Below are 25352 nucleotides of genomic sequence, written 5' to 3' on the forward strand. Positions count from 1 at the left end.
CCTCACGCAGGTGTGTGATCGCGAAAGGGGCTGGTGGTCGTGCCAGAGCTGAGGCCTTGGCAGGGCGCGGGACCGCGGTTGGCGCGGATCGCGGGCGCCGTACGACCGCGGCTGGCGGACGCCGTGACGGCCACCGGGCCACGCCTCGCGCGGCTGGCGAGGGCCGTGCGTGTCGGACCTGTGCACCTCCCCCGTCGCCCCCGTCCGCGGACCGACAGGCCCTGGCAGTACACCGCGGGCGCCGCCACCGCCGGCCTGGCGCTGGCCGTCGGCGTGGTGACCGTCGCCGGTCCCTGGGACGCCAACGGTCAGCGTACGGCCGAGCGGGACCGGGCCGCCGCCCTGGAGCGGTCAGGTGGCGCAGATCACGGCCGCTCCGGTACGGCCGCCGGGTACGTCCGGCCCGCGCCGAGCGCCGCGCCCGTCCTGGCGGCCCTGGGCGGCACCACGAGCGCCGTCGACACGAAGAAGGCCGCCCCCGAGCCCAAGGGCCTCTCCGGCCTCCTGGGCCCCCTCCTGGACGCTCCCGCGCTCGGCGGCCCCCATGCCGCGGCCGTCGTCGACGTCGCCACCGGCGCCCGGCTGTACGACGCCGACGCCGGCAGGGCCCTCACCCCCGCCTCCACCACCAAGATCGCCACCGCCGTCGCCGCGCTGTCGGCGCTCGGGCCCGACCACCGCCTCGTCACCCGTGCCGCGCTCGAACCCGACACCCGGGAGCTGGTGCTGGTCGGCGGCGGCGACCCCACCCTCACCGCGCACCCCCGGGCCGACGGCTGGGCGAGCCTGCGGGCGCTGGCGGCGGACACGGCCAGGGCGCTTCAGCGGCGCGGCATCCACCGGATTACGCTCTCCTACGACACCACCCTGTTCACCGGCCCCGCCCTGCACCCCATCGGCGTCAACGACAACCTCGCCCCGGTCAGCGCCCTCACCGCCGACGAGGGCCGCACCGACGGCTCCGCCAGCGGTCCGGTCACCCGCGTGGGCGATCCGGCGGCGGACGCGGCGGCCAGGTTCGCGGGCCTCCTGAAGGACGCCGGCATCACCACGACGTCCCCGGGCCCCTCCAAGGCCAGCACGCGCGCGGAGACCCTCGCCACGGTCTCCTCGCCCCCGCTGTCCGCCCTGGTCGAGCGGATGCTGACGAACAGCGACAACGACATCGCGGAGGCCCTGGCCCGGCACACGGCCCTGGCGGGCGGGCAGCCGGCGAGCTTCGACGGCGGCGCCGCGGCCATCGCCACGCAGCTGCGCAAGCTGGGCCTGCCCCTGGCGGGCGCCGCCTTCCACGACGGCAGCGGCCTCGACCGCGACGACCGCCTCACCGCCGACCTCCTGACCGCCCTGCTGGTCAAGGCGGCCGACCCGCGCCACCCCGGCCTGCGCCCGGTCCTCACCGGCCTGCCCGTGGCCGGCTTCACCGGCACGCTGAGCACCCGGTACACCGACGGCGCCGCCGGTGTCGTCCGCGCCAAGACCGGCACCCTGACCGGTGTGAACACCCTCGCCGGCACGGTCGTCGACCACAACGGCCGCCTCCTGGCCTTCGCCTTCCTCACCTCGGACACGACGAACGCCCTGGACGCCCAGTCGGCCCTGGACAAGGCGGCAACGGCCCTGGCGAACTGACGCGCGGGGCCGCCGGCGGGCGGCCGGGACCCGGGGGCGGGGACGTCGTACCGGGGCAGCCGGCAGCTCTCCGGTGTGCCGGTGCGGGCCGGATCGTCGGCTCACATGGTCTGCCCGAAGGGGGAGGGCTCACGTACGGTTGACAGCATGACTGGCTTCGGCGGCACCGCTTCTCCCGGGATGGTCGACTGGAACCTCGCGGTGGCGACCGCGACACGACTCGTACGCCCAGGTCCCGACGTCAGCCGCGACGAGGCCAGGTCCGTCGTCGCGGAGCTGCGCCGGCACGCGAAGGCCTCGGAGGAACACGTCCGGGGCTTCACTCGTATGGGCACCGAGGACACCCACGACACCCCGGTCCTCGTCGTCGACCGGCCCGGCTGGGTTCGCGCCAACGTCGCCGGCTTCCGGGAGATCCTCAAGCCGCTCCTGGAGAAGATGCAGGAACGGCGCGGCAACAACCCGGGCAGCGCGGTCCTCGGCGCCGTCGGCGGCAAGGTCACCGGCGTCGAACTCGGCATGCTCCTGTCGTTCCTGTCCTCCCGCGTCCTCGGCCAGTACGAGACCTTCGCCCCCGCCGCCCGCGACCTCCCGGCCGGCGAGAACGGCGGCGGCCGGCTGCTGCTCGTCGCACCCAACATCGTCCACGTCGAGCGCGAACTCGACGTCGAGCCGCACGACTTCCGCCTGTGGGTGTGCCTGCACGAGGAGACCCACCGCACCCAGTTCACCGCCGTGCCGTGGCTCCGGGACCACCTCGAGGGTGAAATCCAGTCGTTCCTGGCGGAGACCGACGTCGATCCGATGACCTTCCTGGAGCGCATCCGGGAGGCCGCCCAGTCCCTCGCCGGCGGCCGGCCCGAGGGCGAGGAGGAGGACGGCGGACGCTCCTTCGTCGAGCTGGTGCAGACCCCCGCCCAGCGGGAGATCCTCGGCCGCCTGACGGCCGTGATGTCCCTGCTGGAGGGCCACGCCGACTACGTCATGGACGGTGTCGGACCGAGCGTCGTACCGACCGTCGCGGAGATCCGCGAGAAGTTCCAGCAGCGCCGCGCCAAGGGCGCCTCCCGCCTGGACATGGCCCTGCGCAAGCTGCTCGGCCTGGACGCCAAACTCCGGCAGTACCGCGACGGCGAACGGTTCGTACGGGCCGTGGTCGACGAGGTCGGCGTCGACGGCTTCAACCGCGTGTGGACCTCGCCCAACACCCTGCCCACCAAGGCGGAGATCGCCAAACCGGCGGACTGGGTCGCACGGGTGCACCGCCGGCCCGAGGCGTGAACGCCGCGGAGACGTCGTGACGCGAATCCGGCCGACGGCAGGCGAACGCCCCTCCAATCACCCGTCCGAGGGACCGTGAGCCATGCGTAGGCGTGCAATGCTCGGGGAACGGCCCGCTTCTGTCACCATCTACACACTCTGAGTGACCCTCGCGGGCTCACCCCCCGGAAAACTTCATGAAGGGAACCGGACATGGGTCCCCATCCTGCGGTCGCGGCGATACGCCTGGCGGTCCGCCGCGTCCTCCACGACATCCTGAACGACCAGACCTCCCGCGTGCACCCGGGCCCGCAGCCCGCCGGCGCGCACCCGGACCGGACGGACCGCACACCGGACCGGACGGCCGAGCGGCCCTCCTCCCCGCTCGTCCTCGTCGCGTGCTCCGGCGGCGCCGACTCCATGGCCCTCGCCTCCGCCCTCGCCTTCGAGGCCCCGAGGCTCGGCATCCGGGCCGGCGGGATCACCGTCGACCACGGCCTCCAGCCCGGCTCCGACCTCCGCGCCGACGAGGTCGCCCTGCGGCTGCGCGGACTGGGACTCGATCCCGTCGAGTCCGTCGCCGTGACCGTCGGCCGCGTGGGCGGCCCCGAGGCCGCCGCCCGGGACGCCCGCTACGCCGCCCTCGACGCCGCCGCCGAACGCCACGGCGCCGCCGCGATCCTGCTCGGCCACACCCGCGACGACCAGGCCGAGACCGTCCTGCTCGGCCTCGCCCGCGGCTCCGGCATCCGCTCCCTGTCCGGCATGGCCGCGGTCTCGGGGGCCGGCGGCCGTTACCGGCGGCCCTTCCTCCAGCTGGACCGGCAGACCGCCCGCAAGGCCTGCATGGTCCAGTCGCTGCCCGTCTGGGACGACCCGCACAACGCCGACCCCTCCTACACCCGCTCCCGGCTCCGGCACGAGGGCCTGCCCGCGCTGGAGAAGGCCCTCGGCAAGGGGGTCGTGGAGGCACTCGCCCGCACCGCCCAGCTCTCCCGCGACGACGCCGACGCCCTGGACGCCTGGGCCCGCCAGGCCGAGGCCTCGGTACGGGACGCGGCCGGCCTGCTGGAGTGCGCCAAGCTGTACGCCCTGCCGCCCGCCGTGCGCCGCCGGATCCTGCGCCGGGCCGCCATCGAGGCCGGGGCCCCGGCCGGTGCGCTGTTCGCCCGCCACATCGAGGAAGTCGACCGCCTGATCACCGGCTGGCGCGGCCAGGGAGCCATCAATCTCCCGGGCAGAGTCGTCGCCCAGCGGCAGGGTGGCAGACTGGTGATTCGGCAAGGCTGAATCCCGCCCCTCCCGGAGCGACCCTCCGGTGGGCGGGCAGCCGCAGGCCGCGTGTGCGGCCGGAGCCGGTGGCCGCGGACGCGGCCCTAAGTGCGGGACGACCGAAAGTGATGCGGGTGGACGCGAAAGACATGGGTGCCGACCTCCAGCAGGTGCTCATCACCAAGGAAGAGATCGACGCGAAGCTGGCCGAGCTGGCCGCGAAGATCGACGCGGAGTACGCGGGCAAGGACCTGCTGATCGTCGGTGTCCTCAAGGGCGCCGTGATGGTCATGGCCGACCTCGCCCGGGCGCTGTCCACCCCCGTCACCATGGACTGGATGGCCGTGTCCTCCTACGGCGCGGGCACCCAGTCCTCCGGGGTCGTGCGGATCCTCAAGGACCTCGACACCGACATCAAGGGCAGGCACGTCCTGATCGTCGAGGACATCATCGACTCCGGCCTGACCCTGTCCTGGCTGATCAACAACCTCGGCTCGCGCGAGCCCGCCTCCCTGAAGGTGTGCACGCTGCTGCGCAAGCCGGACGCCGCCAAGGTCGCGATCGACGTGGAGTGGGTCGGCTTCGACATCCCGAACGAGTTCGTCGTCGGCTACGGCCTCGACTACGCCGAGAAGTACCGCAACCTGCCGTTCGTCGGTACGCTCGCGCCCCACGTCTACGGCGGCTGAGCCGCCCGGGCCCGCGGCTGGGCCACTCGGCCCAAGCCCGGTAGGACGATCGGGAACCCCAGCGGGGTCCGTTCCGTTGAAGCATGCAGAGACGGGATTCCCAGCCGTCGAAACGGCTCCGTGCGGCTTCGGGCAACATTGCTGGGGTACCGTCAGAAGAACTGTCTTATCAAACTCACTATGGCAGGAGGGACGGGGCGGCACCGCTCCGTATGGATGGACGTGAAGCGATACTTCCGTGGGCCGGTCATGTGGATCGTGCTGGCCGTCCTTGCCGTGGTCGTGTTGATGCAGGTCGTCGGCTCGTCCGGCGGCTACAAGACGGTGGACACCGGCCAGGTCGTTGCGGCGATCAATGACAACAGGGTCCAGTCGGCCAAACTGACCACAGGTGACGAGCAGACCGTCAAGGTCACCCTCAAGGACGGCCAGAAGGTCGACGGCAGCTCCAAGATCCAGGCGAGCTACATCGGCGACCAGGGCGTGCAGATCGCCGGCTCGCTGCAGACCAAGTACCAGGACAAGCAGATTCCGGACGGCTACACGGTCTCGCCGTCCAAGCAGAACCCGTTCCTCGGCGTCCTGCTCTCCCTGCTGCCCTTCGTCCTGATCGTGGTCGTCTTCCTGTTCCTGATGAACCAGATGCAGGGCGGCGGCTCCCGGGTCATGAACTTCGGGAAGTCCAAGGCCAAGCTCATCACCAAGGACACCCCGAAGACGACCTTCTCCGACGTCGCGGGCTGCGACGAGGCCGTCGAGGAGCTCCAGGAGATCAAGGAGTTCCTCCAGGAGCCGGCCAAGTTCCAGGCCGTCGGCGCCAAGATCCCCAAGGGCGTGCTGCTCTACGGCCGCCCGGGTACCGGCAAGACCCTGCTCGCGCGCGCCGTCGCCGGCGAGGCGGGCGTCCCCTTCTACTCGATCTCCGGTTCCGACTTCGTCGAGATGTTCGTCGGTGTCGGTGCCTCCCGGGTCCGTGACCTGTTCGAGCAGGCCAAGGCGAACGCCCCGGCGATCGTCTTCGTCGACGAGATCGACGCGGTCGGCCGCCACCGCGGCGCCGGCCTCGGCGGTGGTCACGACGAGCGCGAGCAGACCCTGAACCAGCTGCTGGTCGAGATGGACGGCTTCGACGTGAAGGGCGGCGTCATCCTGATCGCCGCCACGAACCGCCCGGACATCCTCGACCCGGCGCTGCTGCGTCCCGGCCGCTTCGACCGGCAGATCGCGGTCGACCCGCCGGACCTGCAGGGCCGCCTGGAGATCCTCAAGGTCCACCAGAAGGGCAAGCCGGTCGCGCCCGACGTCGACCTCGCCGCCGTCGCCCGCCGCACCCCCGGTATGACGGGCGCCGACCTGGCCAACGTGCTGAACGAGGCCGCGCTGCTCACCGCCCGCGGTGACCAGAAGCTGGTCGACAACAAGGCGCTGGACGAGGCGATCGACCGCGTGGTCGCGGGCCCGCAGAAGCGGACCCGGATCATGTCGGACAAGGAGAAGAAGATCACCGCGTACCACGAGGGCGGTCACGCCCTGGTCGCGGCGGCCTCACCGAACTCCGACCCGGTTCACAAGATCACGATCCTGTCCCGTGGCCGTGCCCTCGGGTACACGATGGTCCTGCCGGACGAGGACAAGTACTCGACCACCCGCAACGAGATGCTCGACCAGCTCGCCTACATGCTGGGCGGCCGGGCGGCCGAGGAACTGGTCTTCCACGACCCGACCACCGGTGCCGCGAACGACATCGAGAAGGCCACCAACCTGGCCCGCGCGATGGTCACGCAGTACGGCATGACCGAGCGCCTCGGGGCGATCAAGTTCGGCGGCGACAACAGCGAGCCCTTCCTCGGCCGTGAGATGGCTCACCAGCGCGACTACTCGGAAGAGGTCGCCGCGCTGGTGGACGAGGAGGTCAAGAAGCTGATCGAGACGGCGCACAACGAGGCCTGGGAGATCCTGGTCGAGAACCGCGACGTGCTCGACAACCTCGTCCTCCAGCTGCTGGAGAAGGAGACGCTGGGCAAGGAGGAGATCGCCGAGATCTTCGCCCCCATCGTCAAGCGCCCGCCGCGACCCGCCTGGACCGGCTCCTCCCGCCGTACCCCGTCCACCCGCCCGCCGGTGCTCTCCCCGAAGGAGCTGGCACTGACCAACGGTGCGAACGGCGCGACGGCGGCGATCAGCACGGTCAAGTCGACGCCCGCGGACTCCGCCCCGGTGACCGAGCAGTCCCCGGAGGACCGCCCGGAGAGCTGACGGCGAGTAGATCGTGTTCCGGCCAACGGGCCGGAATGAATGCCGCGCCCTCCAGGTTCTAGCCTGGAGGGCGCGGCATTTCGCATGTCCGCAGACGGAACGCGAGGCAGACGCGCGTGCACGGCAGAGGAACGAGGAACCAGATGACCGACCCGGTGACGCTGGACGGCGAGGGCCGCATCGGCGAGTTCGACGAGAAGCGCGCCGAGAACGCCGTACGGGAGCTGCTGATCGCGGTCGGTGAGGACCCGGACCGTGAGGGGCTGCGGGAGACGCCGGCCCGGGTCGCGCGCGCGTACAAGGAGATCTTCGCGGGCCTGTGGCAGCAGCCGGAGGACGTCCTGACGACGACGTTCGACCTGGGGCACGACGAGATGGTCCTGGTGAAGGACATCGAGGTGTACTCGACCTGCGAGCACCACCTGGTGCCGTTCCGGGGCGTCGCCCACGTCGGCTACATCCCGTCCGAGACCGGCAAGATCACCGGCCTGTCCAAGCTCGCCCGCCTGGTCGACGTCTACGCCCGCCGGCCGCAGGTGCAGGAGCGCCTCACCACGCAGATCGCGGACTCCCTGATGGACATCCTGGAGCCGCGGGGCGTCATCGTGGTGGTCGAGTGCGAGCACATGTGCATGTCCATGCGCGGCATCCGCAAGCCGGGCGCGAAGACCATAACGTCCGCCGTGCGCGGTCAGCTGCGGGCCGCCGCCACGCGGAACGAGGCGATGAGCCTCATCATGGCGCGCTGACCGCGCCGCCGGACGGGGCCGGGGCTCAGGCCACCGGCTCCGCGCCCGGATGGTTCTGGTCGTCGTCCTCCGGGAGCTTGCAGACCCGCTCCAGGAACAGGGCGGCCGCTATCACGCCGAGGCCGGCCAGGACCGACAGACCGGCGTAGATCGCCTGGTCCCGGCGGGCCGGGATGTCCAGCTGCTCCAGCAGGAAAGCGCCGGTGCCGCCGTACATCCCGGAGACCAGGGCGGCGACCAGGGCGCTGGCCTGACCGAAGACGACCGCGCGGGCGGCCATCAGCGGGTCGACGCCCTTGGCGCCGGGCCGGCGCTCGCGCTGGGCCCTCAGCCGGGCGCGCAGCGAGAGCGCCGTGGACAACAGGACCACCGCGATCAGCGCGAGAACGACGGGAGCGGCCAGGGGGACGCTGGGGAGGGTCCCGATCGAGTTCCAGAGGCGGGCGCCCGCCCAGGACAGGACGCCGGCGACGACGAACACGCCTACCAGCACCCTGATGCGCAGCTCTCTCACGGTGTCCCTTCGGTTCCCCCGGACCATCCCGGGCCGCTTCACCCGGACCGTCCCGGACGGACGGTGGTCGTCGTGGTCTTGATCCGTCTCGACCTTAACGACTACTCGGGCAGCCGGAGTTCCAGGTCGGCGCGCGGCGCCACACCCTCACGGGTGACGCCGGACAGCAGATCGGCCACCGTGCCGCGGCCGGGGAGCTGCGCCTGCGGGTCCACGTCGTGCCAGGGCGCGAGCACGAACGCGCGCTCGTGGGCGCGCGGGTGGGGCAGGGTGAGGTGCGGGTCGTCCGAGGTGACGTCGGCGTAGGCGACGATGTCGACGTCGAGCGTGCGCGGGCCCCAGCGCTCGTCGCGGACGCGGTGGAAGGCCTCCTCGACGGCGTGCGCCCGCTCCAGGAGGGACGCCGGGGGCAGGGTCGTCTTGAGGACCACGACCGCGTTGAAGTACGACGGCTGGCTGCCGGGCGCCACCCCCCACGGGTCGGTCTCGTACACCGGGGAGACGGCCTTCACCCGGACGCCCGGGGTGTCCTCCAGGGCGTCGACGGCGCCCTGGAGGGTCTCCAGGCGGTTGCCGAGGTTGGAGCCGATGGAGATCACGGCCCATTTGGGGTTGCTCAGCGTCGTGTCGGCGGCGTCCACCTGCTCGACGACCGAGGCGGGCACCGGCTGGACGGTCGGGTCGCTGTGACCCTGGCGGAACGGTCGGGTCATGCTCGGCTCCGGGTGATGGTGACGGTCACGTCGTCGAAAGGGACGGTGATCGGGGCGTCCGGCTTGTGCACGCAGACCTCGACCTCCTCGACCCGTTCGTGCTTCAGGCAGGTCCGGGCGATCCGCTCGGCGAGGGTCTCGACGAGGTCCACCGGCTCGCCCTCGACCACGGCCACGACCTCCTCGGCCACGATGCCGTAGTGCACGGTCTTCGCCAGGTCGTCGTCGGCCGCGGCCGGCCGGGTGTCCAGGCCGAGGACGAGGTCCACGATGAAGGTCTGGCCCTCCTCGCGCTCCTTGGGGAACACACCGTGGTGCCCGCGGGCCTTGAGGCCGCGCAGCGCGACACGATCCACGCGAATCACTCCTGCAATCGTCGGAAAGGACCGGTCCGTACCGCGTGCGGGCGGCACACCGGCCTCAGACGAATCTACCCGCGGGCACGGACGGAGCCGGGCCGCAGGGGCGGCGACGCGGGCGGCTCCCCGCAGCGTTCACCGGGTGTACCCCTGAGGAACCCGGCCCTGTCATGGGCTGGTAGCCGCTACTACCCCGGGGTAGGTGATTCCAACCACTTCCCGTGTCAGGCCAGCGGGTCGTCGTCCGGGGCCACGCCGTTCACGTGGTTCTCGTCGTCGCCGTCGTCGGTCTCGGCCAGCACCGGGGAGGCGTGGTGGGACCACAGCTTCCAGCCGGAGGGCGTGCGCCGGAACACGTTCGTGGCGACGACGAGCTGGCCGACCAGCGGGCCCAGTTCCGCGCCCTCCTGGGCGGGGCCGCCGCTCAGGATGTTCTCCGTGCAGGTCACCAGCGCGGTGTCGCCGGTCACCGAGACGTGCACGTCGGTGAGGAAGAACTGGATGTAGTCCGTGTTGGCCATGATCAGGGCGTACGACCGCAGGACCTCGCCGCGGCCGGTGAGCACCGGCCAGCCCGGGTGCACGCAGGAGATCACACCGCTGTCCGCGGGGTCGTGGTAGGTCTCGTCCACGCCCAGGTCGGCGGGGGTCAGCCAGAGGGAGGAGACCTCCTCGAAGTCGCCGCGTTCGAGCGCCTCGTAGAAGGCGGTGTTCGCGGCCTCCACGTGCTCGACGTCGGTATGAGGGGCGCTCACCGCTCTCCTTCCGCCCGGCGCGCGTTGTCGGTCCCGGGCTCGTCTTCCGCCCGGCGCGCGTTGTCCGCCCCGCGCGTGGGCGGCGTCGTGCGCGCCTGTTCCACGGCTCGTGCGACGCGGACGGCGTCCGCCGTGGCGCGCACCTCGTGGACGCGTACCGCCCAGGCGCCGGCGTGCGCCGCGAGCGCGGAGACGGCGGCCGTGGCCGCGTCGCGCTCCCGGGCCGGCGGGGGCGCGCCCTCCGGTCCGGCGAGGACCCGGCCGAGGAACCGCTTGCGGGAGGCGGCGACCAGCAGGGGGTGGCCGAGGGCACGCAGCCGGTCCAGGTGGGCGAGGAGCGCGAGATCGTGCTCGGCCTGCTTGGAGAAGCCGAGGCCGGGGTCGACGACGACCCGGTCCGGGGCGATGCCGCCGGCCAGAACGGCCTCCACGCGCGCGTGCAGCTCGTCCAGGACCTCGCCGACGACGTCGTCGTAGACGCCCTTGACGTTGCCGCCCTGGAGGAAACCGCGCCAGTGCATGACGACGAAGGGGGCGCCCGCCTCGGCGACCACCGGGACCATCTCGGGGTCCGCGAGACCGCCGCTGACGTCGTTGACGAGGACGGCACCGGCCGCGAGGGCCTGTGCGGCGACGCGGGCGCGCATGGTGTCGACGGAGACCACGACCCCCTCCGAGGCGAGGCCGCGCACCACGGGGATGACCCGCCGCAGCTCCTCGGCCTCGTCCACGCGCGGGGCGCCGGGCCGGGTGGACTCCCCGCCGACGTCGACCAGGTCCGCGCCCTCGGCGGCGAGGTCCAGGCCGTGTTTGACGGCCACGGTCGTGTCGAACCAGCGGCCGCCGTCGGAGAAGGAGTCGGGGGTCACGTTCACGACCCCCATGACCGCGCACCGGTCCCATGCCGGAAGGCCGGCCACTCGGCCGCGCCCGCTGAGGTTGTTCATACGTTCAGCGTAGGCCCAGGCCGATGCCGGGAACGCGCGGTGGCCCGGGCGGAAGCCCCCGGGCCGGAGGGGGAGGGGCTTCCGCCCGGGCCGGTCCCCTGGCCGTGTCATCCGGCGTGTCCGCGGCTCAGGCCGCTCGGACGTCCCGTTCGGTCACGGCGTGCGCGCACGGGCGCCCGGCGGCGGCCCTGCGCCGGCGCAGGAAGCGCGGCATCGGCAGCGCGACGTTGACGAAGCCCTCCGCCTGCATGGCGGCGAAGCCGATGCGGGGCAGGTCGGCGGAGGCCCGGTAGACCACGAACCGCGGCTCCCAGCGGGGCTGGAACTTGGCGTTGAACTTGTACAGCGACTCGATCTGGAACCAGCGCGAGAGGAACACCAGCAGCCCGCGCCAGGCGCGCAGCACCGGACCGGCGCCGATCTTCTCCCCGCGCGCGAGGGCCGAGCGGAACATCGCGAAGTTCAGCGAGACCCGGGTGATGCCGAACTTCGGGGCGGCCTGCAGGGCGGCGACGATGAGCAGTTCGTTCATGCCGGGGTCGGCGCTGCGGTCACGGCGCATCAGGTCGAGCGAGGCGCCGTCCGTGCCCCAGGGCACGAAGTGGAGGATCGCCTTCAGGTCGCCGAACTCGCCCGGCTCCTCGTCCTGCTTGTGGGCGGTGGCGATCAGGCAGTCGCCGTCGGTGGGGTCACCGATGCGGCCGAGTGCCATGGAGAAGCCGCGCTCGGTGTCCGTGCCGCGCCAGTCCTCGGCCGCCAGGCGGATCCGCTCCAGCTCGGCCTCGCCGAGGTCACGGATGCGCCGGACCCGGGTTTCGTAGCCGGCCCGCTCGATGCGCTTGACCATCTGGCGCACGTTGCGCATCGCGCGTCCGGCGAGCGAGAAATCCGCCACGTCCACCACCGCCTCGTCACCCAGTTCCAGGGCGTCCAGGCCGGTCTCGCGGGTCCACACCTCGCCGCCCGTCTCCGAGCAGCCCATCACCGCGGGCGTCCAGGAGTGGGCCTTGGCCTCGTCCATGAAGCGCTCGATGGCACCCGGCCAGGCCTCGACGTCCCCGATGGGGTCGCCGCTGGCGAGCATCACACCGGAGACGACCCGGTAGGTGACCGCGGCCTTGCCGCTCGGCGAGAACACGACCGCTTTGTCGCGGCGCAGCGCGAAGTGGCCGAGCGAGTCGCGCCGGCCGTGCTTGTCCAGCAGCGCGCGCAGCCGGGACTCGTCCTCCTCGGTGAGGCGCGCGGCCGGGTGCTCCGGGCGGAAGGCCAGGTAGATGGTGGTGGCCGCGGTGATCCAGCCGAGCGCGCCGAGGGAGAACGCGACCGTCCAGGAGGTGCTGCCCTGGTAGTCGACCGGGCCCTCGAAGCCGAAGAGGCCGTAGATGACGTGCGTCAGCCGGTCGGCCAGGCTCGGGTCGCCGATCGTCCGGTCCGGGTGGACGCTGACGATGACCAGGCCGAGGGCGACGGAACCGGCGCTCATGAGCACGAAGTTGGTGAGCGCGCGCCACCTGCTGCGCGGGTCCGGCAGCGCCTCGAACTGCTGCCGGTGGCGCAACAGCGGCACCAGCAGCGCGACCGCGATGAGCACGCCGACGAGCGAGTGCCGGTACGCGAACTGCGCCACGGCACCCGCCGGGAGCAGCGCGACCGCGGCCCGCCAGGCCCGCCGCTTGCGCCGCTTGAGGCCGTGCGCGAGCAGCAGCAGCAGTACGCCCGAGCTGAGCGAGAGCGCCGCGGCGAAGGGGCCGAAGGAACCCGGCAGCACTTCCGCGATAGCGTGCATACGGCTGTGCCGGAAGCGGGGGAAGACGCCCGCCGCGATGTCCAGGACGCCCACGAGCGCGGCGGCCCGGCCGACCAGAGCGGGGACGGCCTCGGGGCGCGGGCCGCGCAGTATGCGCCGCGCCCGGCTTGATCGGCCCGGAACCCCGCCCGACATTTCCCCATCTATCCTGACAGACATCGCATCCCGTAGTTCTGCGAGAGACCTTGGACCCGGGCCCGGTCGGGCATCCGGCGACATTGCGCCCTCTAGGACGGTGTCTCGGGGAGAGAGGTTCACTCTCCACCGGAAAGTCGGGTCAAAGGCCAAGGAAAGCCCCGGGCAAGTCCACGCGACGACGTGTGGCCGGGAACGGGCGGAAAGCGCAGGCAGGAAACAGCCATGGGTCTCACGAGCAACAAAGTGCTGGTGCTGGCGAGTCTGATCGCCGTCGTGCTGTTCGTCGGCACGGTGTGGCTGTGGCCGCGGCTGGCGCGGCAGAACTGGCGTGCCGTCGGCGGGCGGGTCGGCCTGCTGCTCGGTACCCAGCTGGCGCTCTTCGCCTCGGTGGGGCTCGCCGCCAACCAGGCGTTCGGCTTCTACGCCAGCTGGGCCGACCTGTTCGGCAAGGAGACCGAGCAGGGCGTGGTCATCGACCACTCGGCCCACGGCAGCTCCGGCGGCCCGCTCCAGGTGGTCTCCACCTCCGACGTGCCGGGCGTGCGTGGCTCGCGCCCGGAGATAGGCGGACAGGTGCAGAAGGTCGACATCATCGGCCGTACGACCCACATCGCCACGCCCGCGTACGTGTACCTGCCGCCGGAGTACTTCCAGCCGCAGTACCGCACGCGTACGTTCCCGACGGCGGTCGTGCTGACCGGCTACCCGGGCACCGCGCGGTCCCTGGTGGACAAGCTGAACTACCCGAGCACCTCGCAGCGGCTCACCAAGGACGGGCGGATGCAGCCGATGATCCTGGTGATGATGCGGCCGACCGTGGCGCCGCCGCGGGACACGGAATGCGTGAACGTGCCGGGCGGTCCACAGGCGGAAACGTTTTTTGCGAAGGACTTGCCGGACGCCGTCCTCAGCCACTACCGGGCCGGCAGGCGGCCGGGCAACTGGGGCCTCATCGGCGACTCCACCGGCGGCTACTGCGCCCTCAAGCTCGCCATGCACCACCCGTACGTCTACGCGGCCGGTGCGGGCCTCTCGCCGTACTACAAGGCGCCGATCGACCCCACGACCGGTGACCTCTTCCACGGCGACAAGAAGCTGCAGAACCGTGCCGACCTGTTCTGGCTGCTCCGGCACGAGGAGGCGCCGGACACCTCGCTGCTCGTCACCAGCAGCAAGGTCGGCGAGCACAACTACACGGCCACGACGAAGTTCATACAGCAGGTGCAGGCCACGAACCTGACCCGGATCTCCTCGATCATCCTCGACAGCGGCGGCCACAACTTCAACACCTGGCGGCGCGAGATCCCACCGGCCCTCCAGTGGCTCAGCGGACGGCTCACCGACCGCTGAGCGGACGGGCCCCCGACCCGTTGTGAAGGCCATACGCGGCCGGGTTTTTACGGGGCGGGGGCCCATACTTCGCTTACGCGCGGTAAGTTTCTGGCCATGCCACGTGGACGCCACCGTCATTCCCCGCCTCTGCACCGGCTGTTGCCCCCGTCGGCGATCGCCGGCGTCTCCGTCGTCTGCGCGCTGGGTCCCTGGGTGTTCTCCGAGGCCGCCGTGGTGCGCGCACTGGCCGCCGCGGCCGCCGCGACGGCGGTCGTCGGCGCGGTCGTGATGCGCCGCTGGGACGCGCAGGCGGGCAGGCAGGTCGCCGAACTCACGCGCGCGCGTGCGGGCGACGAGTGGCGGTACGAGGAACGGGTCGCCGAACTGGAGACCGACCTGGAGGAGTCCCGCGAACTGCGCGCCAAGCTGGAGCAGCGGCTGCGCGCCAAGCGGGCCGAGCTGGCCGGCCTGCGCAACGAGCACGCGGCCCTGCTGCGCCGGTACGCCACGGCGGAGACCGAGCGCGCCAGCGCCCTGGAGGGACGGCGGCTGCTGGAGCTGGAGGCGGGGGAGCCCGAGCCCTCGTCACCGCCCGCGCTGCCGCCCGCGCGGAGCGCCGAGCCTCAGTCGGCCGGCTCCGAGAGCTCCGGGGTCTCCGGGCTCTCCGGGGGCGGGACGACGGCGCAGGCGGTGTTCTCGCCCGAGGGCGCGGAGCTCTACCGGCGGGCGTTGACGGCCCTGGCCCGGTTCGGCCGGAAGGCTTCGGACGAGCCCGAGCCCGAGCCCGAGTCCGACGGAGCGGCCGAGGGGGACGAGGCGGAGGCCGGCGCACACGCGGATGCGCGTGCGGACGCCGATGCCCCGGACGCCGGGGCGCTGGAGGCTTCCGCGGACCGCGAGTCCGATGCCGGGCCCGTCGCCAAAGGAGAAGACTCCCCGGAGGCCGTGACGGACGCCACGGACGCCAGGGGCGACGTGGGCGACGTGGAGGCGGCGGCCGGCGCGGGTGCCTCTCCGGCGGCCCCGGCCGCCACCGCCAAGCCCGCCGGCCACTTCACGGTGCCGACCGCGGTGGCCGTCGTGCCGGCGGCGCCCGCGCGGCGGCCGGTGGTCGAGGGCGGGTTCGACTTCTTCGGCACCGGGAAGGACGCGCCGAAGGCCGCGCTGGACTCCGTGCACAACGAGGACCTGGCCGACGTCGTCGGGCCGGAGGCGCTCGCCGTGCACAAGGCCGAGGCCGAGGCCGGCTTCAAGGCCGCCGACGAGCGGACCCTGGAGGCCGGTCGGATCATCGACCTGACGGCGCACGACGAGACCGAGCAGATCGACGTACAGCGGCTGCGCAGCGCGGCTTCCTGAGGCTCCGTCAGCCGCTCCCGCCGGGGCCGCCGGTCATCCAGCGGTCGGGGCGGGCGGTGCGGCGGCCCGTGCGGGAGCGGTCCGCCTGCTCGTGGAGGAGGCGCCCGGCCTCCTGTGCGTCGCGCAGCCGGGCCGTCACGGTCTTGTCGGCCCCCGTGTCCACGTGGACGTCCGCGAGCCCCCAACGGCGCCTCCAGGGCCCCTGGGTGAGCCGTACGCTCTGCACCTTGGCGTGCGGGACGAGGGAGAGCCGGCGGCGCAGCAGACCGCTCCGGGCGGCGAACACCGCGCCGGTGACCGCGAACCGGTGCCCGCGCCACCACACCGGCACGCACCACCGGGCCCGCCGCGGCACCCGCGACAGCTCCGGGGGCACCGTCACGCCGGGCAGCACGCGCGCGATGACCGATTCGGCGACCGCGCGCGGGGCGACCGGGATCAGCACCGAGTTCTCGGAGCCGGCCACGTCCAGCTCCACCCGCACCCGGCCCCACCGCCGCCACAGCAGCGGCTCCACGATCCGTACGGTCTGCACCCGGCCGGGCGGCACCGTCTCGTGCGCACGGTCGAGCAGTCCGTGGTCGATGCGCAGCCCGTCCGGGGACTCGCTCACCGTCCAGTCGAACTCGGTGGCGAACCGGCCCACACCGCGCGCGCCGGCCGCGCCGAACAGCGGCAGGGCGGTGGCGAGCACAGTCCACAGGTTTCCGGTGACGAGCCACAGCACGGTCGGTACGACGAGGGCGGCGACCAGCGAACCCCAGGTGGCGCCCGTCAGCAGCAGGGAGCGCGCCATCTCGCGCGGGGGCACGTGCAGCAGCACCTGCGCCGGCGCCTCCCCGACCTCCTGCGCCGTCTCGGGCGCGAAACCGGCCGCTCGCGCCAGCAGCTCCGCGCGCAGGGCACCGGCCTCGCGCTCGCCCAGGAAGGCCAGCTCGTCCTTGTCGTCGGCGCCGACGACGTCGATCCGCAGCTTGGCGACGCCCGCCACGCGCGCGAGGAGCGGACGGGAGACGTCCACGGCCTGGATGCGCTCCAGCCGGATGTGCGCGGTGCGCCGGAACAGCAGCCCGGTCCGTATGCGCAGCTCGGTGTCGGTGACGGCGTAGTGCGTGAACCACCAGGACAGGAAGCCGTAGAGACCGGCCGCCGGCACCAGCACCGCCAGGCCCAGCACCAGCATGGTGTCGGTCAGCCGCGCGAGCTGCTCCTGGGCGCCGTTCGGGTCGTGCACCGCCCACCCGGTCAGCACGGCGAGCGGCGCCCAGGCGCGGCGGAAGGGCGTCACCGGGTGCAGTCGGCGCTCGGTGACGGGTGGCTTCTCCGGTATGGCGTCGGCGGGGCCCGGGGAGGTCACAGGCCCGCCGATCGTGCCTCGCCCAGCGCGGTCAGCCGGTCGCGCAACCGCTCCGCCTCGGCCGGGTCCAGGCCGGGGATGGTCGCGTCGGTCGCGGCGGCCGCCGTGTGCAGCTGTACGGTGGCCAGCCCGAAGCGCCGTTCCACGGGCCCGGAGGTCACCTCCACGAGTTGCATCCGCCCGTACGGCACCACCGTCTCCTCACGCCACAGCACACCGCGGCTGATCAGCAGGTCGTCGGCGCGCTCGGCGTACCGCCAGGAGCGCCAGTTGCGGCCCAGCAGCCGCCAGCACCAGGCGGCGCACGCGAGCGGCAGCAGCGCGCAGGCCGCCCACGCGGGCCCCGCGAGGAGCCCGGGCAGCAGTCCCGCGGCGACCGCGAGCACCCCCGTCCACACCGCCAGCAGCAGCCGGCGCACCCTCAGCAGCCCGGGCCGCAGCCCGCGCCACACCGGCTGGTCCGCCGGCGTTCCGGTCCCGTCGGGACTCCCCGTTTCCATGAGGCAAGCGTACGTAGGGGAAACTGGGGCCATGACTCCTACGACGGAGACCACGGTCGGCATCGGCGGCGCGGCGGAGAGCACCGACATGGTGCTCAACATCGGGCCCCAGCACCCGTCCACGCACGGTGTGCTGCGGCTCCGCCTCGTGCTGGACGGGGAGCGCATCGTGCGCGCGGAGCCGGTCATCGGCTACATGCACCGCGGCGCCGAGAAGCTCTTCGAGGCGCGCGACTACCGGCAGATCATCGTGCTCGCCAACCGCCACGACTGGCTGTCGGCGTTCTCGAACGAGCTGGGCGTGGTCCTCGCCGTGGAGCGGATGCTCGGCATGGAGGTGCCCGAGCGCGCGGTGTGGACGCGCACCCTGCTCGCCGAGCTGAACCGGGTGCTGAACCACCTGATGTTCCTCGGCTCGTATCCGCTGGAGCTGGGCGGGATCACGCCGGTGTTCTACGCGTTCCGGGAGCGCGAGGTACTCCAGAACGTCATGGAGGAGGTCTCCGGCGGGCGGATGCACTACATGTTCAACCGTGTCGGCGGCCTCAAGGAGGACCTGCCGGCCGGGTGGACCGCACGCGCGCGTGCTGCCGTCGCCGACGTGCGCTCCCGCATGGACGTCTTCGACGATCTGGTACTCGGCAACGAGATCTTCCGGGGGCGCACGCGGGGCGTGGGCAGGCTCGCGCCCGAGACGGTGCACGCCTACGGGGTGAGCGGGCCCATCGCGCGTGGCTCGGGTGTCGACTTCGACCTGCGCCGCGACGAGCCGTACCTGGCCTACGGCGAGCTCCAGGACACCCTGGAGGTGGTGACCCGGAGCGAGGGCGACTGCCTCGCCCGCTTCGAGGTGCTGCTGGCGCAGACCCACAACGCGCTGGCCCTCGCCGACGCCTGTCTGGACCGGCTCGCCGAGCTGCCGCCCGGGCCGATCAACCAGCGGCTGCCGAAGGTGCTGAAGGCGCCCGAGGGGCACACCTACGCGTGGACCGAGAACCCGCTCGGGATCAACGGCTACTACCTGGTCAGCAAGGGCGAGAAGACCCCGTACCGGCTGAAGCTGCGCTCGGCCTCGTACAACAACATCCAGGCACTGACCGAGCTGCTGCCGGGGACGCTGGTGGCGGACATGGTGGCGATCCTGGGGTCGCTGTTCTTCGTGGTCGGCGACATCGACAAGTAGGCGGGCCGGCGGGGGTCCGTTTTCACCGGTCCGGCTCCAGGGGGTCCGGGATGCCGACCGGCTGGACCAGCCAGCCGAAGTCGCCGAGCCCGCCCGGGGCCGTCAGCTCGGCGGCCTCACCCGCGCCCGCCAGCGCGCGCACATAGCCGGCGGGGTCCGTGGAGGCGAGCGCCAGCGGGGGGCGTGCGCCGGTGAGATGCAGAGCGCGCAGAGCAGCGCGTTGCGTGAGCAGGCGCGCGGGGGGAAGCTCGCGCGCTGCCCCGCTGGGCCCGTGCGCCGCGCTCGGGGGCGGCTGCGCCGAGCCGGGGGGCGTGCGAGGGGTGATGTGCGCGGGGGTGAGGGGCGCGTCGGCGGTCGTACCGATGGGCTCGCGCGCTGTGCCGCTGGGCCTGTGCGCCGTGTTCGGGGGCGCTTGTGCCGTGTCAGGGGGCGTGTGGGGCGAGGAGTGCGCCGGGGTGGGAGGCGTGTCGGTGCGCGAATCGACGGGCTCGCAGGCTGTCTCGCTGGTCTGGCGTGCCGGGCTTGGGGGCGCTTGCGCTGCGCCAGGGGGCGTGCGAGGCGGAATACGCGCCGGGGTGAGGGGCGCGCTGGTGGGCGTATCGGCGGGGCCGCGCACTGTGTCGGAGGGCGTGGGAGCCGTAGCGGGGGGCGTGGGTGTCAGGCCGGGCGCCGTGGTGGGGGGCGTGTACGCACCGGGTGCCGCAGCGCACGCGTCCAGGGCGACGTGGGCCGTGATGTCGCACGAGCCGTCCGGCACCGGCGCCGTTTCGCGGCCCGCCCGGAAGCCGGTGAGCGTGCCGAACGGGGGGCGCGTGTCCAGGGTGTGGGCGTAGTCCACGGCCACCGCCAGACCCCGCACCACCCGGTCCACGGCCGCCGCCCAGGCCCGGTCCCGGGGCAGCCCGATCTCCGCCCGGAGGCCCTCCTCGGCCCGCAGCGGCCACCAGCGCGCGAGCCAGTCGGCCGCCGCGCCCGCCACGGGCTCCCCGAGCCGCTCGGAGCCGTCCCGCGCCACGAGGACCAGCCGGGGCACGCCCGCGGAGTCCACCTCCACGACGTCCACGGGCACGTTGTCCAGCCACTCGTTGGCGAACAGCAGCCCGGTGACCGCGTCCGGCAGCTCGTGCAGCCAGGTGATCCGCTCGTCCAGGCAGGCCGGGCGGTCGGCGACCTCCACTGCGTACACGCGCGCGCGTGCCGCCACATCGGCCGGCAGCGCGGCCAGTACCCCGCTCGCCAGCTCACCCCGCCCGGCGCCCATGTCCACGAAGTCGACCACGGCGGGCCGGCCGAGCGCCGCGTCGACCCGGCACAGCAGCCCCGCCACCGCCCCCGCGAACAGGGCCGAGGCGTGCACGGACGTACGGAAGTGACCGGCCGGCCCCTCCGGGCGCCGGTAGAAGCCGCCGGGGCCGTACAGGGCCGTCTCGGCCGCGGCACGCCAGCCGCGCGGGCCGGGACGCGCGCGCGAGCCCGCCTCCGTCGTCTCGTCCGTCACCCCACCAGACTAGGCACACAGATGATCACGACATCCACCTTGCGGAGTACGCGCGCCGGGCGCGGATCGGCCCTCCGGTTGACCCCTGCACGCATCTGGTTTCCCTACGCTGGGTTACGTGCAGCGCCTCTATGACTTCCTCCGCCGCCACCCGACCTGGGTCGACAGCTTCTGGGCCGTCGCCCTGCTCGCGGTGTCCGCGGTGAGTGTGGTCAATCTCGACGGGGTGCCCGGCCACCACGGAACCATCGCCGAGGGGATGGCCGTGTCCGCCGTCCTGGGTGCCGTCGTGGCGCTGCGCCGCCGCTTCCCGGAGCCGATGCTGCTCGTCGCCGTCGTGGTCGGACTGGCCCAGCTGGTCCTGGATATCGAGACGACCGTGGCCGACTTCGCCATGCTGGTGATCACCTACACGGTCGCGGCGGTCGGCGCGCGCTGGGCCTCCCGGCTCGCCCTCGCCGTCAGCCTCTGCGCGGCGGCCGTGGCGCAGATCCGCTGGCCGGCCGAGCACTCCGGCTTCCTCGGGCAGATCGCCATCGCCGTCTTCCAGACGGTGCCCTTCGCCCTCGCCTGGGTGCTCGGCGACTCCATGCGGACCCGGCGCGCCTACTTCGCCCAGCTGGAGGAGCGCGCGGCCCGGCTGGAGAAGGAGCGCGAGGCGCAGTCGAAGGTCGCGGTGGCCGCCGAGCGCGCCCGCATCGCGCGCGAGCTGCACGACGTCGTCGCGCACAACGTGTCGGTGATGGTGGTGCAGGCCGACGGCGCCGCCTACGTCATGGACGCCGCGCCCGACCAGGCGCGCAAGGCCCTGGAGACGATCTCCTCCACCGGCCGCCAGGCCCTGGCCGAGATGCGCCGCCTGCTGGGCGTGCTGCGCACCGGTGAGCACCAGGAGAGCGGGGAGTACGTCCCGCAGCCCGACGTCGAGCAGATCGACGACCTCGTCGAGCAGTGCCGCAGCTCCGGCCTGCCGGTCGACTTCAAGGTCGAGGGCACCCCGCGCCCGCTGCCCAGCGGCGTGGAGCTGACCGCGTACCGGATCGTGCAGGAGGCGCTCACCAACACCCGCAAGCACGGCGGGCCCCACGCGGGCGCGAGCGTACGCCTGGTCTACTTCGACGACGGTCTCGGCCTGCTGGTCGAGGACGACGGCGCGGGCGCCCCGCACGAGCTGTACGAGGAGGGCGGAGCCGACGGGCAGGGCCACGGCCTGATCGGCATGCGCGAGCGGGTCGGCATGGTCGGTGGCACCCTGGACGCCGGCCCGCGCCCGGGCGGAGGATTCCGCATCAGCGCCCTGCTGCCGCTCAAACCGGCGCACTGACGCAGCCGCACGCCCCCTGTTGACACCTGTAACACCGCCCCGACGCCACACCACCGCACGACGAAAGAGGCCCGATGACGATCCGCGTGATGCTCGTCGACGACCAGGTGCTGCTGCGCACCGGATTCCGGATGGTGCTCGCCGCGCAGCCGGACATGGAGGTCGTCGCGGAGGCGGGCGACGGCGTGGAGGCCCTCCAGGTGCTGCGGTCCACCCCCGTCGACGTCGTCCTGATGGACGTGCGGATGCCGAAGCTGGACGGTGTGGAGGCCACCCGGCGGATCTGCTCGGAGCCGGACCCGCCGAAGGTGCTCATCCTGACCACGTTCGACCTGGACGAGTACGCCTTCTCCGGGCTGAAGGCGGGCGCCTCCGGCTTCATGCTCAAGGACGTGCCGCCCGGCGACCTGCTGGCCGCCATCCGCGCCGTGCACAGCGGTGACGCGGTCGTGGCGCCCTCCACCACCCGGCGCCTGCTGGACCGCTTCGCGCCGCTGCTGCCGGCCGCCGGCAAGGAGCCCCGGCACAAGGAGCTGGAACGGCTCACCGAGCGCGAGCGCGAGGTCATGGTGCTGGTCGCGCAGGGCCTGTCCAACGGCGAGATCGCGGCCCGGCTGGTGCTGAGCGAGGCGACCGTGAAGACCCATGTGGGCCGCATCCTGACCAAGCTCGGCCTGCGCGACCGGGTGCAGGTGGTCGTGCTGGCCTACGAGACGGGGCTGGTGCGGGCCGGCGGCCACGGCTGACGGCCGACGGCCCCGGTCCGGGGGTGTGAGGGCGGCCCCCGGTCCGGTGTGCCTCAGCGCAGGACGCCCTCGATGAAGTCGCTGCCCAGCCGGGCCACCGAGGGCAGGTCCAGCTGGTGCTGGACGTACCGGCCGCGCCGGCAGTCGGTGACCAGGCCCGCCTTCTTCAGCACCGTCAGGTGCCGGGATATCTCGGGCGCCGACATGCCGTGCGCGTCGGCCAGTTCGCTCGTGGTGTGGGGGGCGCGCGCGAGGTGCCGGCACAGCCGCATCCGCACCGGGTGCGCCAGCGCCTCCAGCCGGCGCGTGAGCTGCTCCACGGAGGGGGCCTGCGGCCGCGGTGCGCTCGCCGGGTAGGTGATGGCGGGCTGCCAGCCGTACCGGTGCAGGACCATCACGTGCGGCCAGCCCAGGCTGGTCGGCACCAGCACCAGGCCGCCGTCACCGGTGGCGGCGCTGCCCACCAGCAGCTTGTCGACCGTGACGAGCCCGGCCCTCTCGTCCAGCGAAACCGCCCCGGACAGGGACGCGAGGGCCTCGCCGAGGCCCTTGCGGCGCAGCAGTTCGGTCTTGTGCCGGGCGTCCGCCGCCAGTTGGGGCTGGACGCGGGCCCAGGTGTCGGCGAAGAAGGCGTCGTCGCAGTCGAGCATCAGCTGCCGGAACCAGGCGCGGACGGCCGGCGGGTCCGTCAGCAGGCGGCGCGTGAACCGCTCCTGTACGGCCCCGCGCGCGGCGGCCAGCTCCAGGGAGCGCCGACGCACTTCCGGATCGTCGAGCGGGCCGGGCTCCCGGACGTCGTAGCGCAGCTGGCAGGTGAACTCCAGGGCCGCGTTGACGAACTGCTGGTCCGTCAGCATGTCCAGCTGGTCCAGCTCTTCCGGGAGCGTGGCCCCGGGCACCGCGCGTCCGCCCGGGATGCCGGCGAACGGGGCGAAGACGTCCGAGAACGTCGTGCGCCACAGGAAGTCGGCCTCGCACAGCCGGTCGGCCAGGCAGGGGTCGAGACGGGAGGAGACGCCGGTCGCCCAGCCGCGCAGCTCGGGGTGGTGGCCGGGCTCGCTCAGCGCGTGCAACGCCATCCCCAGCTCCGCCAGCGGAGAGGGCACGACGCAGACCCGCTCCGGGGACAGCCCGGTGATGTCGATCGTCACGCTCATGCCCCCCATCGTGCACCCGCCCACTGACAGTGACCCCGTGGATTGACGGCAACCGTCAATCCACGGGACATCGACGCAGGCCGAGGGCAGGCTGAGGACACCGGGGCAGCCGCGGAGCCCGCTCCGTCACCGAGCGGTCGGTGACAGCACGTGATCACTCACCGTCCCGAGAGGCGAACCGTCATGAACGCCACCCAGCAGTACCTCCTCGACAGCTACCGCGCCCGTCTGCACGGCGAGCCCGAACCGCCCGCGCCGGGCCGTCACGACCTCGGTCTCGCCCGCGAGTTGCGCGACTACCGGCGCTTGCGGGCGATCGTCGCCGAACGCCCGGCGCGCGGCCGGCTCCGGCGGGCGCTGGCCCGCCGCCTGCGCCTCCGCGCGTTCGGCTGACCCCGGAGCCGGACCCGGGACCCGCGCGCGGGTCACGCCGGGTCCGGCAGGCGGTCCACGAAGTCCCGTACGGCAGCGCGGACATCGTCGGCCGTCCACTCCAGGCCGGCGGAACGGACGACGACCTCCGTGACCGCGAGGCCGGGACCGCCCTCCTCCCAGGCGTCCCCGAAGAGCATCACCGACGTCTCCTCGGCCTGCCGCACGGCCGCCTCGGCCGGCACACCCGGCTCGTAGGGCAGCCAGACCTGGAACTCGTGGGTGTGCGGCACCTCCGGGTGGACGCGGGCCCAGGGCACCCCGGCCGCCGCGAAGCCCTCGCGCAGCGCGGCGGCCACCACGCGCGCGTGCCGGACGTACTCCGGCAGCCTGGGCAGCTCGCGCTCCAGGCCGACCAGCGCGGACAGGGCCGTCGGGAACTGCTGGAAGACCATGCCGCCGTACCGGTGCCGCCAGGTCCTCGCCTCCTCCACCAGCGTCCTCGGACCGGCGAGCGCGGCGCCCCCGAAGCCGCCGACGGACTTGTAGAGCGACACGTAGACGCTGTCGGCGAGGCCCGCGATGTCCCGCAGGGGGCGCCCGAAGTGCTCGGTGCACTCCCACAGGCGCGCGCCGTCGAAGTGCACCACCGCGTCACGCTCCCGGGCCGCCTCGACGACCTCGGTCAGCTCCTCCCACGTGGGCAGCACGAAACCGGCGTCCCTGAGGGGCAGTTCCAGAATCAGCGCCCCGAAGGGCTCCTCGACGTCGAGTATCTCCGCCGCCGTGGGCAGCCGGCGCCCGTCGCCCACCCGGACCGGACGCAGGCCGCTGACCTGGCTGAAGGCGTGCCGCTCGTGCACCTCGGGGTGGGACATGGGGTGCAGGGCCACCGCGGTGTCGCCGGTGCGGGCCGCCCAGCAGCGCAGGGCCACCTGCTGGGCCATGGTGCCCGTCGGGAAGAACGCGGCGGCCTCCGTGCCCAGCAGCGCGGCGATCCGCTCCTCCAGGGCCGCCACGATCCGGTTGCCGTAGACGTCGGCCGGCTCGTCCAGGTCGTACACCTCGGCCCCCGCGTCCATCAGGTGCGTGAGACGGTCGCGGATCGAGCCTCCCCAGCCGGCGTGGGACAGGACCCGCCGGGCCTGTCGCCGGGCCGTCGCGCGCCGCTCCCGCAACCCCTCCCGCGTCCGCTGTTGCGCGTCCTGCGCGGCGCCCCGCCCGGTGTCGCGCCCCGTGCCCTGCCCGCCGTCCTGCCCAGCCGTGTCGGTCATGCCGTGGATCATGCCGCGCCGGTGCACGGAGGGCACGGGGGTTTCCCGCGCGCGGGCGGGGAGTTTTCGGCGTGGGCTGCCGGGACGGGCACGGGACGCGCGCGGGCGCCGGGAGCGCGCGTGGCGAAACCCACAGCCTGTGGACAGCCGGCCGCCGCC

The 25352-nt window shown here is 73.2% G+C and carries 22 protein-coding genes and 2 pseudogenes; 12 read left to right on the top strand and 12 right to left on the bottom strand.

The window, feature by feature from the left end:
• Window positions 1-33 precede the first annotated feature (33 nt).
• From dacB to folE, 6 genes are all read left to right on the top strand, one after another.
• Window positions 34-1632: a D-alanyl-D-alanine carboxypeptidase/D-alanyl-D-alanine endopeptidase gene (gene dacB / locus ACZ3ZD_RS27115; RefSeq protein WP_467402395.1), complete on the top strand. Its 1599-nt coding sequence runs from the start codon at window positions 34-36 to the stop codon at window positions 1630-1632.
• 147 nt (window positions 1633-1779) lie between these two features.
• Window positions 1780-2913, top strand: coding sequence for a zinc-dependent metalloprotease (locus ACZ3ZD_RS27120; protein WP_467402397.1), 1134 nt, complete (start codon window positions 1780-1782; stop codon window positions 2911-2913).
• A 192-nt stretch (window positions 2914-3105) separates the two neighbouring features.
• Window positions 3106-4182, top strand: coding sequence for a tRNA lysidine(34) synthetase TilS (gene tilS, locus ACZ3ZD_RS27125; protein ID WP_467402399.1), 1077 nt, complete (start codon window positions 3106-3108; stop codon window positions 4180-4182).
• Window positions 4183-4292: 110 nt separating this feature from the next.
• Complete coding sequence (hpt, locus tag ACZ3ZD_RS27130) at window positions 4293-4853, top strand: hypoxanthine phosphoribosyltransferase (protein ID WP_030342680.1); 561 nt, start codon at window positions 4293-4295, stop codon at window positions 4851-4853.
• Window positions 4854-5069: 216 nt separating this feature from the next.
• On the top strand, window positions 5070-7109 hold the full coding sequence (ftsH, locus tag ACZ3ZD_RS27135) for an ATP-dependent zinc metalloprotease FtsH (protein ID WP_467402403.1): 2040 nt from the start codon (window positions 5070-5072) through the stop codon (window positions 7107-7109).
• Between the two features lie 143 nt (window positions 7110-7252).
• A complete protein-coding gene (gene folE / locus ACZ3ZD_RS27140) occupies window positions 7253-7858 on the top strand; it encodes a GTP cyclohydrolase I FolE (RefSeq protein WP_467402406.1) in 606 nt (201 codons plus the stop codon).
• Between the two features lie 25 nt (window positions 7859-7883).
• On the opposite strand, the gene ACZ3ZD_RS27145 is transcribed toward folE, so the two are convergent.
• The 6 genes from ACZ3ZD_RS27145 to ACZ3ZD_RS27170 all read right to left on the bottom strand — a co-directional run bounded on the left by ACZ3ZD_RS27145 (window position 7884) and on the right by ACZ3ZD_RS27170 (window position 13088).
• The gene (locus ACZ3ZD_RS27145) at window positions 7884-8372 is read right to left on the bottom strand and encodes a DUF3180 domain-containing protein (RefSeq protein WP_467402408.1); all 489 of its coding nucleotides are present in this window, start codon (window positions 8370-8372) and stop codon (window positions 7884-7886) included.
• 101 nt (window positions 8373-8473) lie between these two features.
• Window positions 8474-9085 carry a 2-amino-4-hydroxy-6-hydroxymethyldihydropteridine diphosphokinase gene (gene folK / locus ACZ3ZD_RS27150; protein ID WP_467402412.1) on the bottom strand — a complete coding sequence of 204 codons (612 nt, stop codon included), beginning with the start codon at window positions 9083-9085 and terminating at the stop codon, window positions 8474-8476.
• Complete coding sequence (gene folB / locus ACZ3ZD_RS27155; RefSeq protein WP_467402417.1) at window positions 9082-9441, bottom strand: dihydroneopterin aldolase; 360 nt, start codon at window positions 9439-9441, stop codon at window positions 9082-9084. Before folB ends, folK begins: the two co-directional genes overlap by 4 nt.
• Window positions 9442-9668: 227 nt before the next feature.
• The gene (locus ACZ3ZD_RS27160) at window positions 9669-10199 is read right to left on the bottom strand and encodes a nuclear transport factor 2 family protein (protein ID WP_467402419.1); all 531 of its coding nucleotides are present in this window, start codon (window positions 10197-10199) and stop codon (window positions 9669-9671) included.
• Window positions 10196-11146 carry a dihydropteroate synthase gene (gene folP, locus ACZ3ZD_RS27165; protein ID WP_467402422.1) on the bottom strand — a complete coding sequence of 317 codons (951 nt, stop codon included), beginning with the start codon at window positions 11144-11146 and terminating at the stop codon, window positions 10196-10198. Before folP ends, ACZ3ZD_RS27160 begins: the two co-directional genes overlap by 4 nt.
• Before the next feature lie 127 nt (window positions 11147-11273).
• On the bottom strand, window positions 11274-13088 hold the full coding sequence (locus ACZ3ZD_RS27170; protein ID WP_467402425.1) for a phosphatidylglycerol lysyltransferase domain-containing protein: 1815 nt from the start codon (window positions 13086-13088) through the stop codon (window positions 11274-11276).
• Window positions 13089-13313: 225 nt separating this feature from the next.
• On the opposite strand from ACZ3ZD_RS27170, the gene ACZ3ZD_RS27175 reads away from it, so the two are divergent.
• Window positions 13314-14441, top strand: coding sequence for an alpha/beta hydrolase (locus tag ACZ3ZD_RS27175; protein ID WP_467402428.1), 1128 nt, complete (start codon window positions 13314-13316; stop codon window positions 14439-14441).
• 96 nt (window positions 14442-14537) lie between these two features.
• Entirely contained in the window at window positions 14538-15782 is a 1245-nt protein-coding gene (locus ACZ3ZD_RS27180; protein ID WP_467402431.1) for a hypothetical protein, read from the top strand.
• Window positions 15783-15789: 7 nt separating this feature from the next.
• Here the strand turns inward: ACZ3ZD_RS27180 and ACZ3ZD_RS27185 are convergent, their stop codons facing one another.
• Window positions 15790-17139, bottom strand: coding sequence for a PH domain-containing protein (locus ACZ3ZD_RS27185; RefSeq protein ID WP_467402434.1), 1350 nt, complete (start codon window positions 17137-17139; stop codon window positions 15790-15792).
• Window positions 17136-17639: a PH domain-containing protein gene (locus tag ACZ3ZD_RS27190; RefSeq protein WP_467402437.1), complete on the bottom strand. Its 504-nt coding sequence runs from the start codon at window positions 17637-17639 to the stop codon at window positions 17136-17138. Before ACZ3ZD_RS27190 ends, ACZ3ZD_RS27185 begins: the two co-directional genes overlap by 4 nt.
• A 31-nt stretch (window positions 17640-17670) precedes the next feature.
• On the opposite strand from ACZ3ZD_RS27190, the gene ACZ3ZD_RS27195 reads away from it, so the two are divergent.
• Entirely contained in the window at window positions 17671-18822 is a 1152-nt protein-coding gene (locus tag ACZ3ZD_RS27195; RefSeq protein ID WP_467402440.1) for an NADH-quinone oxidoreductase subunit D, read from the top strand.
• Window positions 18823-18844: 22 nt separating this feature from the next.
• Here the strand turns inward: ACZ3ZD_RS27195 and ACZ3ZD_RS27200 are convergent.
• Window positions 18845-19078 (bottom strand): annotated as a pseudogene (locus ACZ3ZD_RS27200) (SAM-dependent methyltransferase); the annotation flags it as partial.
• A 435-nt stretch (window positions 19079-19513) separates the two neighbouring features.
• Window positions 19514-20320: pseudogene (locus ACZ3ZD_RS27205) on the bottom strand (SAM-dependent methyltransferase); the annotation flags it as partial.
• 118 nt (window positions 20321-20438) lie between these two features.
• Between ACZ3ZD_RS27205 and ACZ3ZD_RS27210 the strand changes: the two are divergent.
• Together ACZ3ZD_RS27210 and ACZ3ZD_RS27215 are read left to right on the top strand one after the other, a co-directional pair.
• Window positions 20439-21644: a sensor histidine kinase gene (locus ACZ3ZD_RS27210; RefSeq protein WP_467402444.1), complete on the top strand. Its 1206-nt coding sequence runs from the start codon at window positions 20439-20441 to the stop codon at window positions 21642-21644.
• A gap of 74 nt (window positions 21645-21718) precedes the next feature.
• Window positions 21719-22390, top strand: coding sequence for a response regulator (locus ACZ3ZD_RS27215; protein ID WP_467402446.1), 672 nt, complete (start codon window positions 21719-21721; stop codon window positions 22388-22390).
• 53 nt (window positions 22391-22443) lie between these two features.
• Here ACZ3ZD_RS27215 and ACZ3ZD_RS27220 read toward each other — a convergent pair whose 3' ends face one another.
• Complete coding sequence (locus ACZ3ZD_RS27220; protein ID WP_467402449.1) at window positions 22444-23547, bottom strand: DUF5937 family protein; 1104 nt, start codon at window positions 23545-23547, stop codon at window positions 22444-22446.
• A gap of 183 nt (window positions 23548-23730) precedes the next feature.
• On the opposite strand from ACZ3ZD_RS27220, the gene ACZ3ZD_RS27225 reads away from it, so the two are divergent.
• Entirely contained in the window at window positions 23731-23940 is a 210-nt protein-coding gene (locus ACZ3ZD_RS27225) for a hypothetical protein (RefSeq protein ID WP_467402453.1), read from the top strand.
• A gap of 32 nt (window positions 23941-23972) precedes the next feature.
• Here ACZ3ZD_RS27225 and ACZ3ZD_RS27230 read toward each other — a convergent pair whose 3' ends face one another.
• A complete protein-coding gene (locus ACZ3ZD_RS27230) occupies window positions 23973-25193 on the bottom strand; it encodes a threonine aldolase family protein (RefSeq protein ID WP_467402455.1) in 1221 nt (406 codons plus the stop codon).
• Window positions 25194-25352 lie beyond the last annotated feature (159 nt).

The sequence above is a fragment of the Streptomyces sp. NPDC023481 genome (genome assembly GCF_055560195.1).